Origin of the sequence: Natronococcus occultus SP4 (assembly GCF_000328685.1) — an archaeon.
GTDB classification, from domain to species: domain Archaea; phylum Halobacteriota; class Halobacteria; order Halobacteriales; family Natrialbaceae; genus Natronococcus; species Natronococcus occultus.
On sequence record NC_019974.1, the window covers coordinates 2,597,607 to 2,613,674 of the forward strand.

Below are 16,068 nucleotides of genomic sequence, written 5' to 3' on the forward strand. Positions count from 1 at the left end.
CGTTTCTGACCGGCGGCGCCGCTGATCGAGTCGCGGACAGCGGAGAAGGACGCGATTAGGCGAGCGTCTCGGCGAGGGCCTCGAGCGCGGCCTCGTGAACGGCGTCGCGTTCGCCGGGCAGGAACTCGATGTGGCCGTCCCGGCCACCGACGACCGTGACGCCGCCGTTCGGAACGCGCTCGGCGACCGCGTGTCCGAGGTCGCGGACGTCGATCCGCTCGGTCGTGCGGACGTGGAGTTCGTCCTCGCCGATACCGAGCGTCGCGGCGGACTCCTCGCGCTCGCGGCGGTGGAGCGCGTCAAGCAGCAGGATCGTCGTCGGGAAGTCGTAGCGGTGGGTGAACGCGTCGGTGTCGAGCACCGTCACGGTCAGCCCGTCGACCTCCCGAGTCGTACGGTTCTCGCGGGCGGTCTCGAGTTCCGTCTCGAGCTTGTCGCGGAACTGCTCGGAGACGTGGGCCGCGAGATCGGCGTTGCCGTCGAACAGCAGGTCGGCGATGAGCTCTCGTTTGTCCTTGTAGCTCTGGTAGAACGCTTCCAGCGCGACGGCCTCGCGTCGCTCGGAGACGTCGGTTTCGTCGTATCCGGCCTCGGTCGCGAGTTCGAGGTAGGTCTCTGGAGCCCCCTCCCAGTAGCTGACCGCCGGCAGGTGCTCGAGGTCGTCGCGGACGTCGTCGTTGACGTGGGCGGCGACGTTCGCGGCGAGGGCGGTCGAGGTCAGGTCGGCGACGTCGGCGCCGGCGAGCGAGGGCGCGACGGCGGCGGTCACCGCGTCGACGATCTCCTCGTCAGCGCGGCTGTCGTCGACGACCAGCGCCTCGGCGCCGTACAGTGAGAGCAGCTCGTAGCCGTCGGCGGACTCGACGGTCGAGCCGGCACCGACCAGCACGACCAGCGGCAGCTGCTCGTCGTGTCGGTCGCGGGCCTCGAGCATCGAGGTGACGTCGTCGGTCGCGGCGTCCATGTCGTACACCCGACCCTCGAGCGGTCGGCGCTCGAAGTAGTGGTACTCGGCGTCCTCGCGGGTGTGTTTCTCGCGGATCAGCGGCAACGCGGCGCGCTCGATGGCGGCGCCGGCGACGTAGCCGTCGGCGGTCGCGGCGTGGCGAACGACGACGGGACGGGCCTCCATGATCGCACGCCGGATCGCCGTCGCGGCGTCGCCGATCTCGTCCTCGACGACCGCGACCGCGTCGTGGTCGGCGAGCGGAGCGACGTCGGCGGGACGGGCCTCGCGCTCGATCGCGCTCTCGAGGCGGTCGACGACGGTCTCGCGGGCCTCGTCCTCGAGGACGTCGAGCGTCTCGGTCTCGACCTGCAGATCGCCGTGGTGGCGCTCGATCTCGCCCTCGAGGGCGACGACGTCCTCGACCTCGACGTCGGGGTAGGCCCGGACGCCGGCCTCCTCGAAGGCCGCACATTCGACGGTGCCGGTCTCGTCGCGCAGCTCGAAGACCGTCGGTCCGGAGGTCTGGCGGACGCCGGTGATCTCGCCCTCGAGACGGACGACGCTTCCGACCTGGTTGCCGATCGCGTCGACCGTCGTTCGCTTGAGCGCGGGCTCGGACTCGGGCTCGGCGTCGGCGGCGTCGTCGGTCGCCGGCGTCGAGACCGTCGATGACTCGGCCGCGACGGAACCGCTCTCGGCGGCGACCGTCTCGGCGCCGCCCGTCGACGGGCTCGCCTCGTCGCTCGGACCGGTGTCGTCGGCGCTCGCGCTGGGCTGGGAGTCGTGTTCGGGTTCGGGTTCCGGTTCGGACTCGGGCTCGGACGCTGCGTCGGCCTCGTCAGCCTCGTCGTCCTCGGGGAGGAACTCGTCGTCGGCCGTCTCGATCAGGTGGCCGCGGAACTCGCGTTCGCGCTGGCGGATCGACCAGCCCAGATCGACGTTCCCGTTGTCCCGAACGTCGAGCACCTGGACGAACACCCCGTCCCCGGGCTCCCAGTCGAGACTCTCGAGTCGCTTGTCCAGTTCGCTTCTGTGCAACAGACCGGTGACGTGGTCGCCGATGTCGACGAACACGCCGAAATCGGCGTAGCCGTCGACGGTTCCCCGGTAGTAGCGACCGGGTGTGAGCTGCGAGGGTTCGGTGCCGCGGAACTCGAAGACCGCGTCCTCCTGATGACTCTCGCAGATCTCGCCGTCGACAGACGTACCGCAGATGATACAGTTACCCATCTACACGAACCAAGCAGTTTCGCCCTAAAACGGTTGTCGGAATGCGTTCGCGGCGGTACCGTGCAATCCGCGCCCGGAACTACCCTGTGATCGACCGTCGTTTACTCGAAGACGGGGGAATCATCCTCAAGGGCCTCGACATCCTCGACGATCTTGCGGACGTCCTCGGGGAACAGCGACACCTGGACCTCGTTGCCGTCGTCGTCCTCGAAGACGAGTTTGACTCGTTTGTCGCCGAACTCGCGGGCCTTGGCGTCCTCGACGTCGAACAGCTTGACGGTCGCGGACTTGTTCTTCGGACCGACGTTTTTGATCGATCCCTCGTTCAGTTCGACCATGAACTCCTCGAGCGAAAGCGAGAGCATACCCGTCGTATGAGGTCCGGACAAAAAACGCCACGGCATCGGCTCGCGGGTTGCCGGCTCGTCGGCTCGGACGGATTGCTGTACGTCAGTCCCGGCTCCCACCAAAACCGCTCGTCGCGCCGGGAGCGTCCCGAGAGAGTTCATGCGGTCACTTTTAAGACGATCTCCGACCAACCGTTGGCCTGCTATGGAACTCACCTGGCACGGTCACTCGACGTGGCACGTCACCGTCGGCGACACCGACCTGCTGATCGACCCGTTCTTCGACAACCCGAAGACGGAGCTCGAGCCGTCGGACGTCGACGAACCGGACTACGTACTGCTCACGCACGGCCACGCCGACCACATCGCCGACGCGGGCGAGTTCAGCGACGCGACGCTGGTCGCGACTCCCGAGCTCGTCTCCTACTGCGAGGAGGAGTTCGGGTTCGAGGACGCCGTCGGCGGGATGGGGATGAACCTCGGTGGGACCGTCGAGTGTGACGACGCGTTCGTCACGATGGTCCGGGCCGACCACACCAACGGGATCATGACCGAGTACGACGTCGACGCGGGGATGCCCGCCGGCTTCGTGATCTCGGATACGAAACCGACCCAGGTCAGCGACGAGGAGTCGACGACGTTCTACCACGCGGGCGACACCTCGCTGATGACCGAGATGCGCGAGGTCGTCGGTCCCTACCTCGAGCCCGACGCCGCCGCGGTGCCGATGGGCGACCACTTCACGATGGGGCCCTGGCAGGCCGCCGTCGCCGTCGACTGGCTCGACGTCGACCACGCGTTCCCCCAGCACTACGACACGTTCCCGCCGATCGAGCAGGATCCCGAGCAGTTCGAGAGCGAGGTCGCGGGGACCGGCAGCGACGCCGAGGTCCACGTCCTCGAGGCCGACGAGCCGTTCGAGCTCGAGGCCTGATCCGAGCCGGAATCGCGACGTTCTGAGCCGTCCGAGCGCGCGCTCCGCGTTCCGGTTCTCGAACCGGACGATGTTGACCGCGAGAACAACGTTTACGGCTCCCGCTGTGGTTGTCCCGACTGCGATGTCGAAACAAGTTACCACCGTCTCCGAGGAGGGGTTCAGCGCGACGAACGAGATCGGCGAGTTCGAGACGACGATCGACGCCGAGGGCGAGGACGCGCCGGACACCCTCGAGAGCCTGCTGGCGGCGTATGCTTCCTGTTACGTGCCAGCGCTTCGCGTCGGGGGCCAGCAGCGCGACGCCGGCGACCTCGGTCGGATCGAGATCGAGTCGACGGGCGAGCTCAACGACGACGACAAGCTCGAGTCGGTCTACTTCGACATCCGCGTCGAGGCCGACGTCGACGACGACACCGGCCAGGAGGTCATCGACCGGGCGTTCGAGCTCTGTAAGGTTCACGACGCGCTGAAATCGGAGCTCCACGCCGACACCGACTTCGAGGGCGGCGCCTTCTAGAACCGAGAACTACTTTTTCACTGACCGCTGGGAACGTATATAGTGACGGGCCGGTTCGATTCTCGCGCGCGACAGACGTTGCTCGTCGTCGCCGTGGTCGCCGTCCTCCTGCTGGGGGGCTGTATCGGCGACGACGGTGCGGACGGGGAAGAGGAAGCGACCGAGCCCGACGCGCCGACCGGGGAGCTCGAGATCCACCATCTCGACGTCGGCCAGGCCGACGCGACTCTCCTCGTGGCGCCGTCGGGTGAGACGATCCTGATCGACACCGGCGACTGGCGTGACGACAGCGAGGACGTCATCGACTACCTCGAGGAGCGGGGCGTCGATCGGATCGACCACCTCGTGGCGACCCACGCCCACGCCGATCACATCGGCGGTCACGCCGCGGTCATCGACCACTTCGAGACACACCGGGACGGCGTCGGCGCGGCCTACGACTCGGGGGTCGTCCACACGAGCGCGACCTACGAACGCTACCTCGAAGCCGTCGAGAGCCACGAGGTCACGCTGTTTCAGGTCGCCGAGGGCGACGAGCTCCCGCTCGAGGACGACGCCGTCGGCGCGACGGTGCTGAACCCGCCCGCCGGCGAGTCGGGCGACGACCTCCACTACAACAGTGTCACCCTCTCGGTGGAGTTCGGCGAGTTCACGTATCTGACGACCGGCGACGCCGAACGGGACGCCGAGCGGCGGCTGGTCGAGGACCGGGGCGAGGAGCTCGGAGCCGACGTCTATCAGGCCGGCCACCACGGCTCGTCGACGTCCTCGACCGAGCCGTTTCTCGATGCCGTCGAGCCGCGGGTCGCGGTGATCTCGAGCGCCGAGGACTCCCAGTACGGCCATCCCCACGACGACGTCCTCGAGTCGTTCGCCGACCGCGGCGTCGAAACCTACTGGACGGGCGTTCACGGCCACGTCGTCGTAACGACCGACGGGGAGGAGGCGAGTGTCGAGGCCGAGCGCGAGGCGACGACGGATCCGGCGGAGCTGCGCGAGCACGAACCCGACGCCGAGGCGGCCGCGGTGGGCCCGTCGGTCGGGAGCGTCACGGACCGGGCGCTCGTCGGCGTTCCCGCGAGCGCGCCGTGAGTTACGGTGATCGACGCTCGCGTCGCTGTTCGAAGCGAGCGGAAAGGGAAGGAAGCCGCAGAACGGAAGCGGGGTCTGACCCCCCCTGATCACGGTGACTGTCTTGGGGTGAACGGAAGCGGGGTCGAACCCTCCACGTCGAAGGTGGGGTCTTCGGGGAACGGAAGCGGGGTAGACTTCCTGACTCGAAGATGGGGCCTTCGATGCACGGCAGCGGGCTACGGATACATTGGGGTATGTCCGTCCACTGCCTACTTCTGGATAGGAGGGTTACTGCATTAGTGCTACTGCCAACACACGTTGGTATTTATACGACAGCGGTGTCGAACGGACCGAGCGGACGGTAGATTCAAGCGTCGATCACGAGAGGTAGCCGCCATGCTTCGCTCGTTCGAAGGGACGGAACCGCAGGTCGCCGACTCGGCCCGTGTCGACGAAAGCGCGGTCGTCATCGGTGACGTCGTCGTCGAGGACGACGCCAGCGTCTGGCCGAACGTCACCCTCCGTGGCGATCACGGACGGATCGTCGTCGGCGAGGGCGCGAACGTCCAGGACAACGCCGTCCTCCACGAGGACGCCGAGCTCGAACCTTACGCCACCGTCGGCCACAGCGCGATCGTCCACGACGCAACCGTCGGGGAGCGCGCGCTGGTCGGGATGAACGCCGTCGTCCTCGACGGCGCCCGGATCGGCGAGGGCAGTGTCGTCGCAGCCGGCAGCGTCGTCACGGAGGGAACGGTAGTCGAACCCGCGACGCTGGTCGCGGGCGCGCCCGCCGAACCGAAAGCCGAGGTCGACGACCCACAGCTCGAGGCGACGGCCGATCGGTACGTCGAGCTCGCTCGTCGCCACGCCGAGGGGTCGGAACGGCTCGACTAACTCGATACCGCGAGAACCGACGGGTCGCCGAGGGAAACGCTGATACGCGCACCCGCGCAATCGACGGCCATGAGTGACACCTCGTGGACGGATCGGATCGTCGGCGAACGGATGACCGTCGATCAGGAGTTCTCACAGCGCGTCCAGGACTCGCGGTTCTCGAGCCAGCAGTGGAGCCTGATCATGACGGCTACGGAGTTCGAGATCGAGGACGCCGACGATCCCGAGCAGGCCCGGATCGTCGCCAACACCGAGAAGGTCGACCAGATCATCCCCGAACTCGAGAACGTCGACCAGCAGATGGGCGCGATGGGCGGCCAGGGTGGGGGCGGTGGCGCCTCGAGCTCCTCGGGCGGCGTCCTCGATTCGATCCTCGGAGCACTCGGGCTCGGGGAGGACGGCGGCGACGACCGAGCGGAGAAGCTCCGGGCGGCCGAACAGCTCACCCAGGAGTACGCCGAACAGCTCCAGACCCAACTCGAGTCGAAGGGACGCTGGGAGTCGGTCCGACAGGCCGCAGCCGACGGCTGAGGTCCTCAGCCCGCGTAAAAGAGCGTGTACTCGCTTGCCTCGTCGATGCTGATCCGCTCCGTGACGAGCTCGTCGTAGGACGCGTCCTCGATGCGCAATCCGTCCAGCCGTTCGATCGTCACCTCCTCGAGTTCGACGGTAGGCATACTCCCAGGTTCGTCGCCGAGGAGCAAAAGCGCCGCGGGAGTCGATACCACACTACATATCTCGACGAGCCACAGCACCTTTAGGTGCGCCCCCCTTCCGTCGGGGTATGACCGACGACGTCGACACGACCACGATCACGATTTCGACCGACGACGACGCGACTGACGAGATCACGCTGCCGTCCGGACTCGTCGACCTGCTCGCCGAGGGCGGACAGGACTCCGCCGAGACCATCGGCGACATCACCCTCCTCTCGTTTGCCAGCCGGGCCCACCACATCGTCCACCACGGCGAGGGGACGGATCCGGAGCTCGAGGCCCAGGAGGAGCGGATCATGGAACTGTTCGAGGAGCGGTTCGGACAGACCTTCGCCGAAGCGACCGGCCACCAGCACTAACGGCCAGCACCGCTCCTTCTCGCGGCTCCGACGCGCTTCGACGCTCGAGAACGGCACAGTCCCGACCGACGCGCTCCGCCGCTCGCGTCCGCGACGATTCGACCCGTAGCGTCCCGCCCGTCGACGCCCCGTAAACCGAAGTTTTAATCACGGTTTACGGAGAGTCGCGACGTATGGCAACCAAACGAAGCGACGTCGACCTCGTCGACGCCGACGTCGTCGGCGCGTTCGCCCGTGCGGCGCTGCTGGCGACGCTACTGGGGGCGGTGGCACCGATCGCGATCCCGATCCCGTTCTCACCGGCACCGATCACGCTGCAGGTCCTGTTCGTCTTCCTGGCGGGGCTGTTGCTCGGCCCCGTCTGGGGCCCAGCCTCGATACTGCTGTACCTCGTCGCCGGCGGGATCGGACTTCCGGTGTTCGCCGGGATGAACGGCGGACTCGGCGTCCTCGTCGGGGACTCGGCCGGCTACCTCTGGTCGTACCCCCTGGCCGCGGCCCTGATCGGGCTAATCGTCCACCGCGGTACCGACCTGCGCGATCCCGCTGCGGTCTCGACGCCCGTCGTCGTCGCCGCGCTCGTCGCCGCGACGGCCCTGATCTACGCGATGGGCGTCGGCTACATGGCGTGGCTGCTCGAACTCGAGCTCTGGGAGGCGGTTACCGTCGGCGCCCTGCCGTTTATTCCCGGCGAGGTGCTGAAGATCGTCGCCGCGGTCGCGATCGTCGAGAGCGGACGGATCGACACGCTCGACGCCTGATCACATGATCGAGTTCCAGTCCGTCTCCTTTGGCTTCGAGGACGTCCCGATCCTCGAGGACGTCTCCCGCTCGATCCCCGATGGACAGTTCGTCGTCCTCGCGGGCGCCAACGGGAGCGGGAAGACGACACTGCTGCGACACTGCAACGGTCTCCTGACCCCCGACGAGGGGTCGGTGACGGTCGACGGCGTCGACGTCGCCACGGATCCGATCGCCGCGCGCACGAGCGTCGGGATGGTGTTTCAACACCCTCGCGACCAGTTCGTCGCCGCGACCGTCGGCGACGACGTCGCGTTCGGCCCGGAGAACCTCGGCCTCGAGCGTGGCGAGATCGACCGTCGCGTCGAGAACGCGCTCGAGGCGGTGAACCTGCGCGGACGTGCCGACGACCGCATCGAGACGCTCTCGGGGGGCGAGCAGTCCCGCGTCGCCATCGCGGGTGCGCTCGCGATGGAACCCACTCACCTGGTGCTCGACGAACCCTTTACCGGACTGGACGAGCCCGCGCGCCGATCCGTCCTCGATCGGCTCGAGGCGCTGGCCGCCGACGGAACCGGCGTATTGCTCGCGACTCACGACCTCCGGGACGTGCTGGGGCTTGCCGACCGCGTCCTCGCGATGGCCGACGGCCGGATCGTCGTCGACGATCCGCCCGAACGCGCCGTCGACTCCCTCGAGGGGTATCCGGTTCGAGTGCCCCGAACACGAACCCGGGAACGGGCCGATAGCCGATGCTGACCTACGAACCCGGTGACACGGTCCTCCACGTCCTCGATCCCAGGGCCAAGCTCGCGATCCAGATCGGGTTCGCGGCGACCGCCCTCGCACACACGACGCCGCGGGCGCTGGCCGGACTCACCGCGTTCACGCTCGCCACCCTCGTCCTCGGGCGGGTGCGACCGCTTCGAACGCTGTACGCCTACCGGTTCGCGCTGGTGATCCTCGCGGTCGGCCCCCTCGTCGCGGCTGCGACGCTCGGTCCACCGTGGATCGACCTCGAGGCAGGGCTGGTCACCGCGCTGGCGAGCTACCGGGTGTTGCTCATCCTGCTCGTCAGTGCCGTCTACGTCCGGACCACGCCGGTCCGGGACTCGCGGGCGGCGATCCAGCGGACGGTTCCGGGAAAGCCCGGCCAGCTGCTCGGCGTCGGCGTTGCGCTCGTGTTCCGCTTCCTGCCCGTCGTGCGATCGGATCTGCGGACGATCCGGGAGGCGATGGCCGCGCGGCTCGGTACCGAACGGAGCGCCCGCGAGCGTGCGACGACGATCGGGATGAACGGGCTCTCACGGACGTTTCGCCGAGCTGACCGGCTCGCGCTCGCACTGCGGGCCAGATGTTTCTCGTGGAATCCGACGCTACCCGAGCTCGCGTTCTCGCGGCGAGACGTTCCCGCGCTGGGGATCGCCCTCGTGCTGGCGCTGACGGCGTTTCTGTGAACCGATCGAACGCCACCTGACGGAGTATTGGGTGGGCCGGAATCATTAACCCGTCTCGGAGCGATGGAGTAGGTGAATGGAGCTGCGCCCCGGTGACATGGTTCGCGTCCGTTCCGAACAGCTTCCCGACGCAATTAGACGAGAGCTCGACCCCGACTCCGGAAGCGCCGTCGGGCGAGTCCTCGAGACCAGCGACGTCTCACTGGTCGACCTCGAGTGGTCCGTCGACTACGCGAGCGGGGCCGTGATGGACGGCGTGCTCCCGAAGCGCCGCAGCGACCTGTGCTGTCTCCCGTCCGACGCCCTCGAGAAGATTACCCAGGAGGAGTACGCGGCGCAGCGAACCCGCTGAGCGACGCAGCGTTCGAGCGGTCCATCCGGATCTCGTCGCGCTATCGGTCCCGTTTTCGCGACCGTTGCCTCCGTCCGACTGCCGAGAGCGTTCGGCAGCTCATCCGATCCGGGGGCCGAGAGCCTCCAGCGCCTCCTCGATCGTGACGATCGCGAGATCGCGTTCAAGCGCCGCCTCGATGGTGTACCGGATGCGGTCCTCGGTGAGGGTATCGTACTGGGAGTGGCCGCCGACGATCGCGAGGACGTCTTCCGCCGCCGCGGTTTGCATGAACGCGTCGATCTCGTCCTCGTCCGCCCTGTCGGTCTCGATGTATCGCCGTCGCATCGCCGTCGGATCCTGGCCGGGGAGCTCGTTGTGACCGCCACCGTAACGGTGGTTCGCGACCGCCCCGTAGTGCTCCCGAACGATCTCCTCGGCGACGCCGTGGTACCGACCGTACGGGTAGACGAACCCCGTCACGTCGAACCCCCACGACTCGAGTCGCTCGTCGGTCTTCTCGAGGCGATCCCGGATGAACGCCGCGGGGTGTCGGACGACTCCGGACGAGTCGACCGTTCCGTCGAGGGGTTCTTCGAGTTCGATGTAGTCGCCACCCGAATCGGTGCCCTGTCCGGCGACGGTCGCCGAAACCCGGTTTTCCTCGTCGAAGATCGCGAGCGGATCCTCCGCGATATCGCCGTGGCGGTGGACGTCCACGTAGACCCGCTCGTCGCCCTCCGCGGCCGTCTGGTTGAGATTGACGTAGCCGAGTGCACGGTGGCGGTACGTATGCGAGAGGACGCCCCAGCCGTCCTCGTCCATCTCGGCGAGCTGATCGGGATCGAGGAAGTCCGTGTCGTCCTCCATCCAGCCGGGACAGGCCGCGACGCAGCCGGGCACGTCGTACTCCTGGTGAACCTGGTACGTGAGCGTGTAGTCTTCGATCGGGCTGTCGTCGTACGTGAAGACGACCAGTCCCTCACTGCCCAGGATTGCGTTGTGATCGTCCGTTCGTCGGACACCGCCGTACGACGTGGCGATCCCCCCGACAGCGCCAGTGGCCGCCATCGCCAGAACGTTTCGTCGGTGCATGCAGTCCCTCTCGTCGGTTACGTTTGAGGGACTGTCACTTCAGTGGTTCTTTCCGGCTCTCGTCTCCGTTCGTCCTCCGGTCACGTCGACGTTCGTTCTCGGGTTCACGTCCTCGGAAAAACGGTCGCGGTGAGCACGGGAACGCTGCGCGCTTCGCTTCCCGTCGTCCCGTCCGGAACGTCCTCTCGGCCCGTCCTCGCGTACCGTTCGTCGCAGAAAGTAAGCCGGTGGAGGGATTTGAACCCTCGACCTAATCCTTACGAAGGATTCGCTCTGCCAGTCTGAGCTACACCGGCACTGGCACGTTCTCGAGTGCGTTTATTCGTAGGGGCGATAGCCGGCATAAGGATTGCGAATCGTCGCGGTCGTGGCACTACGTCACGGACCGAGGACGTCGGTCTAGCTCAGCGCTCGAGTCGCACGTCCAGACAGACGTTCAGCTCGTGGGGGGCGTACGAGCGGACCGTGTGTCGGGTCTCGACGGTCACCTCGTACTCGGGTTCGGCCGCCTCGCGGATCGCGCGCTCGCCGGGACCGAACGGGTCGTCCTCGTGCTGGATATCGTAGTAGTGAAGCGTACAGTCCTCGCCCGCGATCGTCACCGCCGACGCGAGGAATTCGTCGGCGCTATGGGGAAGGTTCATCACCAGGCGGTCGGCCCAGTCCTCGTACTCGGACGCGACCTCGCGGACGTCGTCGCGGATCGCGGTCACCCGGTCGGCGACGTCGTTTCGTCGCGCGTTCTCGCGGAGATACTCGACCGCGGTCTCGTTGACGTCGACGCCGACGCAGTCGGCACCGCGTTTCGCGAAGGGAATCACGAACGGGCCGACGCCCGCGAACATGTCGAACGCCCGCTCCGCCGACGCTCCCGGACCCTGTCTCGCGCGTTCCGAGGAGCGTGACTCCTCGCTTCTGACCTGCTCGGCGACCCGGTGGCGCTCGGTCGCGAGCCGCGGTGAGAAGTACACCTCGGCGAGGTCCAGCGCGAACTCGCAGCCGTACTCGCGGTGGACGACCTCAGTGCCCGCCCCCGCCAGCAGCTCCCAGTCCCGAACCCGCGTCTCGCCTTTGACCTTCGAGGCCTTGTTCAGCACCGTCTCGACCGGGAGATCCGACTCGAGGATCGCTTCCGCGATCGCTCGCGCGCGGTCGGGGTCGTCCTCGTCGAGCAGGGCGGCCCGACCGAGGCGCTCGTAGGACGGCTCGAACTCGAGCAGCTCGGCGGGGGTCGTCTGGGTCCGGCGCTCGTCGACGGCCCGCTCGACGAGGACGTACTCGTCGGGCACCCCGTCGGGATCGGTCACTGGAACGTAGAGCCAGCCGTCCGCGACGGTGATCTCGTAGTCATCGTCGATGAGGTCCGCCTCGGCGAGGGTCGCTCGCGTTCGCTCTCCGTCCTCGCGCTCGACGCGGACACACGGCACCTCCATGCCGTCCACTCGCCGCCCGCGGCTCCTAACGCTGACGCTTCCCGCCGCCGGACTCGAAAGGTTATAACGGCCGCTCGCGCTACCGGCGGCTATGCTCACCTTCATCGGGCTCGGACTCTACGACGAGCGCTCGATCACCGTCGAGGGCCGCGAGGCGCTGCGGGCGGCCGACCGCGCCTACGCCGAGTTCTACACCAGCAAGCTGCTCGGAACGACCGTCGAGGAGCTCGAGGACGCACATGACGTCTCGATCGAGGTCCGGGATCGGGCGGGCGTCGAACAGGAGCCCGACGACGTGCTCACGGCCGCAGAGAGTGAAGACGTCGCCTTCCTGACCGCGGGCGACACGATGATCTCGACGACCCACGTTGACCTCCGGCTGCGGGCCCACGACCGTGGGATCGAGACGCGGGTGATCCACGGCATCACCGCCCAGACGGCCGCCAGTTCGCTGACGGGGCTGCAGAACTACCGGTTCGGGAAGGCGACGACGCTGCCGTTTCCCTACGCCCACGGCGCCGACGGCCTGCCTGCGAGCGTCACGAAGACGATCGACGCGAACCGGGCAGACGGGCTCCACACCGTGGTTTATCTGGATATTAAGGCTGAACGAGACGAGTACATGAGCGCCGACGTCGGCGCCGAACTCCTCGCCGAGGTCTATCCCGACCTCGTCGGCGTCGTCGTCGCGCGCGCTGGAAGTCCGGACCCCCTCGTCGCCGCGGGGACGATGTCCGAGCTCGCCGAGCGGTCGTTCGGCGATCCGTTACACCTGCTGGTCGTCCCCGGCGAGTGTCACCTCCTTGAGGCCGACGCGCTCGTCGAGCTGGCCGACGCCGACAGGGACGTCCTCGATATCGTCTAGCGTCGGTCGGTATTAGCGACCGGATAAACGACTCCGGAGCGGTCGGTCTCGGGGACGGTCTCCGCTGGAGGAACCTTTAGTACCTCTATTAACAAGTATGTCTATGCGGAAAATCACGATCACACATGGATAACGGTAGCAACACCGGATACGGGTCGTCCAGGCGGCGGCTGCTGGCCGCCGTCGGTGCAACGTCGGCGACGCTCGCCGGCTGTACGGACGTCCTTTCCGACGAGGAAAACGGCGACGATGGGAACGGCGACGGCTCCGAGAACGGTGGGAACGGAGACGAAAACGGCGACGACGGTGGGGACGGCGGAGGCGAGACGCTATGGCCCGCGATCGACGACGGGGAGCTGCTGGCGGACTTCGAGGAGGAGCCGAGTCGACGCTCCGGCGAACTCTCGATGTCGTCCGAGGACCCGCGGCGCGGATCGCAGGCCGCCGTCGTCGAGGACGAGGACGGCGAGGAGGCCGGCCTCACCGTCTACTTCTCGGAGGCGATCGATCTCACCGAGAGCGACGTTTCGTTCGCCGCGAAGCCGGAGTCGGCCAACCGGATCGTCGTCGAGTTCGTCGCCCCGGGACGGGAGAGCCGACTCACGACTGTCCGCACAGTTCCAGACGAGTTTACCGGCTGGTTCCGGCTCGACTGCGGCTACGAGCACAAACCGTCCGACGAGCCCGACCTGACGAACGTCACCGCGATCAACATCCTCGCGACCAACGACGGGCGGCCGATCAAGATGGCCGTCGACGACCTGCGCAAGGTCGACTCCGTCGACAACGGGAAGGCGATCCTCCTGTTCCACGGCGGCTACGAGTCCCAGTACGAGATCGCCGCGGAGATGCTCGAGGAGCGTGGCTGGTCGGCCGCGGTCCCGCTCGCGCCCGAGGCGATCGGCGAGAGCGGTCGGATGGACGCCACGCAGCTCCAGGAGCTGCAGGACCGAGGCTGGGACATCTGTTCGAACCCGACGACGACGACGGCGCTCTCGGACTCGCCACAGGACCGACAGCGGACCGTCCTCGAGAACGCGAAAGACATGCTCGAACAACAGGGGTTCGAGGACGGCGCGCGCCACCTGCTCGTCCCCGGCGATCGGATGAGCGAGGAGACCTACGAGGTCGTCAGAGAGCTCCACGAGACGGCGTTCCTGTTCGGCTCCTGCCCGAGCACGATGCCGCCGACGGAGCGACACATGATCCCCCACGTCTGGGGGCCCTCGCTTCATGAGGGCGTGCGCCGGCACATCAACCTCGCCGACCAGTACAACCAGCTCACCGTGTTGCGCATGCAACGGATCGTCGACACGGACGAGCCGGAGGGAGGCGAGATGAGCCTCGACGAGTTCGAACACCTCCTCAACCACATCGAACACCGCGGTCTCGACGTGATCACGCCCTCCGACCTCGTCGACGACGAGTACGAGCGCGAAACCGACGACGACGTGAGCGACGACCGCCCCGAAGGGACGATCCTCGAGGCGGGTCACTCCTACGAGTTCGAGGGTGACGACTCGACGACGGAGACAGTCCAACTCGACGAAGGGGTCGCCGTCGCGAGCTTCTCTCACGATGGCGACGACGAGTTCGTCGTCGAACTCGACGGGGAAGAGCTTACGACGACTGCAGGCCAGACCGCCGGCGAATCGATCCTCCCAGTCGACGGCGGCAGCTACCAGCTGGAGATCGGAGCCGACGGCGACTGGCTCGTCGACCTCTCCCAGCCGGAGATCCACGGCGAGGACCTCGAGGAGCTTCCGATCGAGCGCTCCGGTAACGGCTCTTCGTTCGTCGGTCCGCTCTGGGCACCCGACGACGTCTCGCTCTCGCCGACTCACGACGGGGACGGCGAGTTCGTCGTCACCGGTTACGACGCCGACGGGGGGTACGAACAGCTCGTCGACCAGACGGGGTCGTTCGACAGCTCGCGATCCTATGCGGCGGGCGGAACGGTCTGGATCGACATCGAAGCCGACGGCGAGTGGACGCTCAGCGCCGACTCGGCCTGACCCGTTTCGTCGGCTCGGAGCGTAGACGTCTTTTCGGAAAAGCGACGACGGTTACAGCCGTTCGATGATCGCGTTCGTCACGTCCGCCGTCTCTGCGTCGCCACCGAGGTCGCCCGTTCGCGGGCCGTCTTCGAGGGTCGTCTCGACGGCGGTACGGACCGACGCCGCCTCGTCGTCGTACTCGAGATACTCGAGCAACATCGCGGCCGAGAGGATCGCCGCGGCCGGGTTCGCGACGCCGTCGCCGGCGATGTCGGGGGCGGTGCCGTGGACGGGTTCGAACAGCGCCCGATCGGGGCCGACGTTCGCGGAGGGGAGCAGCCCGAGCCCGCCGACCAGCCCCGCGGCGAGATCCGAGAGGACGTCCCCGGCGAGGTTCGGACAGACGACGACGTCGAACTGCGTCGGGTCGAGACAGACCCGGGTCGCGAACGCGTCCATCAACACCTCGTCGGTCGCGACGCCGTTCTCGTCGGCGACCTCGGCGACAGTCTCGCGGAAGAGCCCGTCGGTCTCGCGCATCACGTTGGCCTTGTGAGCGATCGTGAACCCGTCGTGGTCGCCGTCCTGGACGTACTCGCAGGCGAACTCCGCGAGCCGCCGGGAGGCCGTCTCCGTCGTCACGCGGGTGAGAGTCGCGACGTCATCGGTGAGCCGGTCCTCGTGGCCTGCGTAGACGCCCTCGGTGTTCTCCCGGAGGAAGACCAGGTCCGTCTCGGGGCGGACGGCGTCGACGCCCGGATACGCGGTTGCGGGACGGACGTTGACGAACGAGTCGACCGCCTCCCGAAGCGGCAGGATGACGTCTGCGGCCGTCTCGCCGGCCGCGCCGAACAGCGTCGCGTCGGCCGACGCGGCGAGGTCGTAGGTGTCCTCGGGAAGCGGCTCGCCGGTCTCCTCGGCGACCGCGTCGCCGGCTTCGGCCTCGGTGAACTCGAAGTCGATGTCGAGGGCGTCCAGTACGTCGACCGCTGCGGGTGTGACCTCCTGCCCGATTCCGTCACCGGGCACGACGGCGATCTCGTGAGTCATGAGGAACTCTCGCTGGCCGGGGAAAAAGAGGGTATCGAATACCACGAGAACTGCCCGTCTGCGGAGCGAACTC

Annotated in this window: 18 protein-coding genes and 1 tRNA gene; 12 read left to right on the forward strand and 7 right to left on the reverse strand. The window is 67.5% G+C overall.

Annotated features, from left to right (window positions below; all coding sequences use genetic code 11):
• Window positions 1-55 precede the first annotated feature (55 nt).
• Window positions 56-2,179 carry a DHH family phosphoesterase gene (locus tag NATOC_RS12965; RefSeq protein ID WP_015321902.1) on the reverse strand — a complete coding sequence of 708 codons (2,124 nt, stop codon included), beginning with the start codon at window positions 2,177-2,179 and terminating at the stop codon, window positions 56-58.
• A gap of 101 nt (window positions 2,180-2,280) precedes the next feature.
• Window positions 2,281-2,544 carry a hypothetical protein gene (locus NATOC_RS12970; protein ID WP_015321903.1) on the reverse strand — a complete coding sequence of 88 codons (264 nt, stop codon included), beginning with the start codon at window positions 2,542-2,544 and terminating at the stop codon, window positions 2,281-2,283.
• Window positions 2,545-2,731: 187 nt separating this feature from the next.
• Here NATOC_RS12970 and NATOC_RS12975 point away from each other — a divergent pair, with 187 nt between their 5' ends.
• From NATOC_RS12975 to NATOC_RS12995, 5 genes are all read left to right on the forward strand, one after another.
• On the forward strand, window positions 2,732-3,460 hold the full coding sequence (locus tag NATOC_RS12975) for a metal-dependent hydrolase (protein ID WP_015321904.1): 729 nt from the start codon (window positions 2,732-2,734) through the stop codon (window positions 3,458-3,460).
• Between the two features lie 124 nt (window positions 3,461-3,584).
• A complete protein-coding gene (locus NATOC_RS12980) occupies window positions 3,585-3,980 on the forward strand; it encodes an OsmC family protein (protein WP_015321905.1) in 396 nt (131 codons plus the stop codon).
• Window positions 3,981-4,022: 42 nt separating this feature from the next.
• Window positions 4,023-5,072: a ComEC/Rec2 family competence protein gene (locus NATOC_RS12985; protein ID WP_015321906.1), complete on the forward strand. Its 1,050-nt coding sequence runs from the start codon at window positions 4,023-4,025 to the stop codon at window positions 5,070-5,072.
• 378 nt (window positions 5,073-5,450) lie between these two features.
• The gene (locus NATOC_RS12990) at window positions 5,451-5,951 is read left to right on the forward strand and encodes a gamma carbonic anhydrase family protein (protein WP_015321907.1); all 501 of its coding nucleotides are present in this window, start codon (window positions 5,451-5,453) and stop codon (window positions 5,949-5,951) included.
• A 69-nt stretch (window positions 5,952-6,020) separates the two neighbouring features.
• On the forward strand, window positions 6,021-6,482 hold the full coding sequence (locus NATOC_RS12995) for a DUF5799 family protein (RefSeq protein WP_015321908.1): 462 nt from the start codon (window positions 6,021-6,023) through the stop codon (window positions 6,480-6,482).
• A 5-nt stretch (window positions 6,483-6,487) separates the two neighbouring features.
• On the opposite strand, the gene NATOC_RS22385 is transcribed toward NATOC_RS12995, so the two are convergent.
• Window positions 6,488-6,628, reverse strand: coding sequence for a DUF7557 family protein (locus NATOC_RS22385; protein WP_015321909.1), 141 nt, complete (start codon window positions 6,626-6,628; stop codon window positions 6,488-6,490).
• A 107-nt stretch (window positions 6,629-6,735) separates the two neighbouring features.
• Between NATOC_RS22385 and NATOC_RS13000 the strand changes: the two genes are divergently transcribed.
• From NATOC_RS13000 to NATOC_RS13020, 5 genes are all read left to right on the forward strand, one after another.
• Window positions 6,736-7,026 carry a DUF7545 family protein gene (locus NATOC_RS13000; protein WP_015321910.1) on the forward strand — a complete coding sequence of 97 codons (291 nt, stop codon included), beginning with the start codon at window positions 6,736-6,738 and terminating at the stop codon, window positions 7,024-7,026.
• Window positions 7,027-7,199: 173 nt separating this feature from the next.
• On the forward strand, window positions 7,200-7,787 hold the full coding sequence (locus NATOC_RS13005; protein ID WP_015321911.1) for a biotin transporter BioY: 588 nt from the start codon (window positions 7,200-7,202) through the stop codon (window positions 7,785-7,787).
• A gap of 4 nt (window positions 7,788-7,791) precedes the next feature.
• Entirely contained in the window at window positions 7,792-8,526 is a 735-nt protein-coding gene (locus NATOC_RS13010; protein ID WP_015321912.1) for an energy-coupling factor ABC transporter ATP-binding protein, read from the forward strand.
• On the forward strand, window positions 8,520-9,224 hold the full coding sequence (locus NATOC_RS13015; protein ID WP_015321913.1) for an energy-coupling factor transporter transmembrane component T family protein: 705 nt from the start codon (window positions 8,520-8,522) through the stop codon (window positions 9,222-9,224). Before NATOC_RS13010 ends, NATOC_RS13015 begins: the two co-directional genes overlap by 7 nt.
• Before the next feature lie 76 nt (window positions 9,225-9,300).
• A complete protein-coding gene (locus NATOC_RS13020; protein ID WP_015321914.1) occupies window positions 9,301-9,576 on the forward strand; it encodes a hypothetical protein in 276 nt (91 codons plus the stop codon).
• Window positions 9,577-9,675: 99 nt separating this feature from the next.
• Here the strand turns inward: NATOC_RS13020 and NATOC_RS13025 are convergent, their stop codons facing one another.
• From NATOC_RS13025 to NATOC_RS13035, 3 genes are all read right to left on the reverse strand, one after another.
• A complete protein-coding gene (locus NATOC_RS13025; RefSeq protein WP_015321915.1) occupies window positions 9,676-10,650 on the reverse strand; it encodes a polysaccharide deacetylase family protein in 975 nt (324 codons plus the stop codon).
• Window positions 10,651-10,872: 222 nt separating this feature from the next.
• A tRNA-Thr gene (locus NATOC_RS13030) sits at window positions 10,873-10,946 on the reverse strand.
• A 108-nt stretch (window positions 10,947-11,054) separates the two neighbouring features.
• Complete coding sequence (locus tag NATOC_RS13035; protein ID WP_015321916.1) at window positions 11,055-12,083, reverse strand: class I SAM-dependent methyltransferase; 1,029 nt, start codon at window positions 12,081-12,083, stop codon at window positions 11,055-11,057.
• A 91-nt stretch (window positions 12,084-12,174) separates the two neighbouring features.
• Here NATOC_RS13035 and dph5 point away from each other — a divergent pair, with 91 nt between their 5' ends.
• Together dph5 and NATOC_RS13045 are read left to right on the forward strand one after the other, a co-directional pair.
• The gene (dph5, locus tag NATOC_RS13040) at window positions 12,175-12,948 is read left to right on the forward strand and encodes a diphthine synthase (RefSeq protein WP_015321917.1); all 774 of its coding nucleotides are present in this window, start codon (window positions 12,175-12,177) and stop codon (window positions 12,946-12,948) included.
• A 125-nt stretch (window positions 12,949-13,073) separates the two neighbouring features.
• Window positions 13,074-14,963 (forward strand): polysaccharide deacetylase family protein, encoded by a 1,890-nt coding sequence (locus tag NATOC_RS13045; RefSeq protein ID WP_015321918.1) that lies wholly within the window; start codon window positions 13,074-13,076, stop codon window positions 14,961-14,963.
• Between the two features lie 51 nt (window positions 14,964-15,014).
• Here the strand turns inward: NATOC_RS13045 and NATOC_RS13050 are convergent, their stop codons facing one another.
• Window positions 15,015-15,995 (reverse strand): isocitrate/isopropylmalate dehydrogenase family protein, encoded by a 981-nt coding sequence (locus NATOC_RS13050; protein ID WP_015321919.1) that lies wholly within the window; start codon window positions 15,993-15,995, stop codon window positions 15,015-15,017.
• Window positions 15,996-16,068 lie beyond the last annotated feature (73 nt).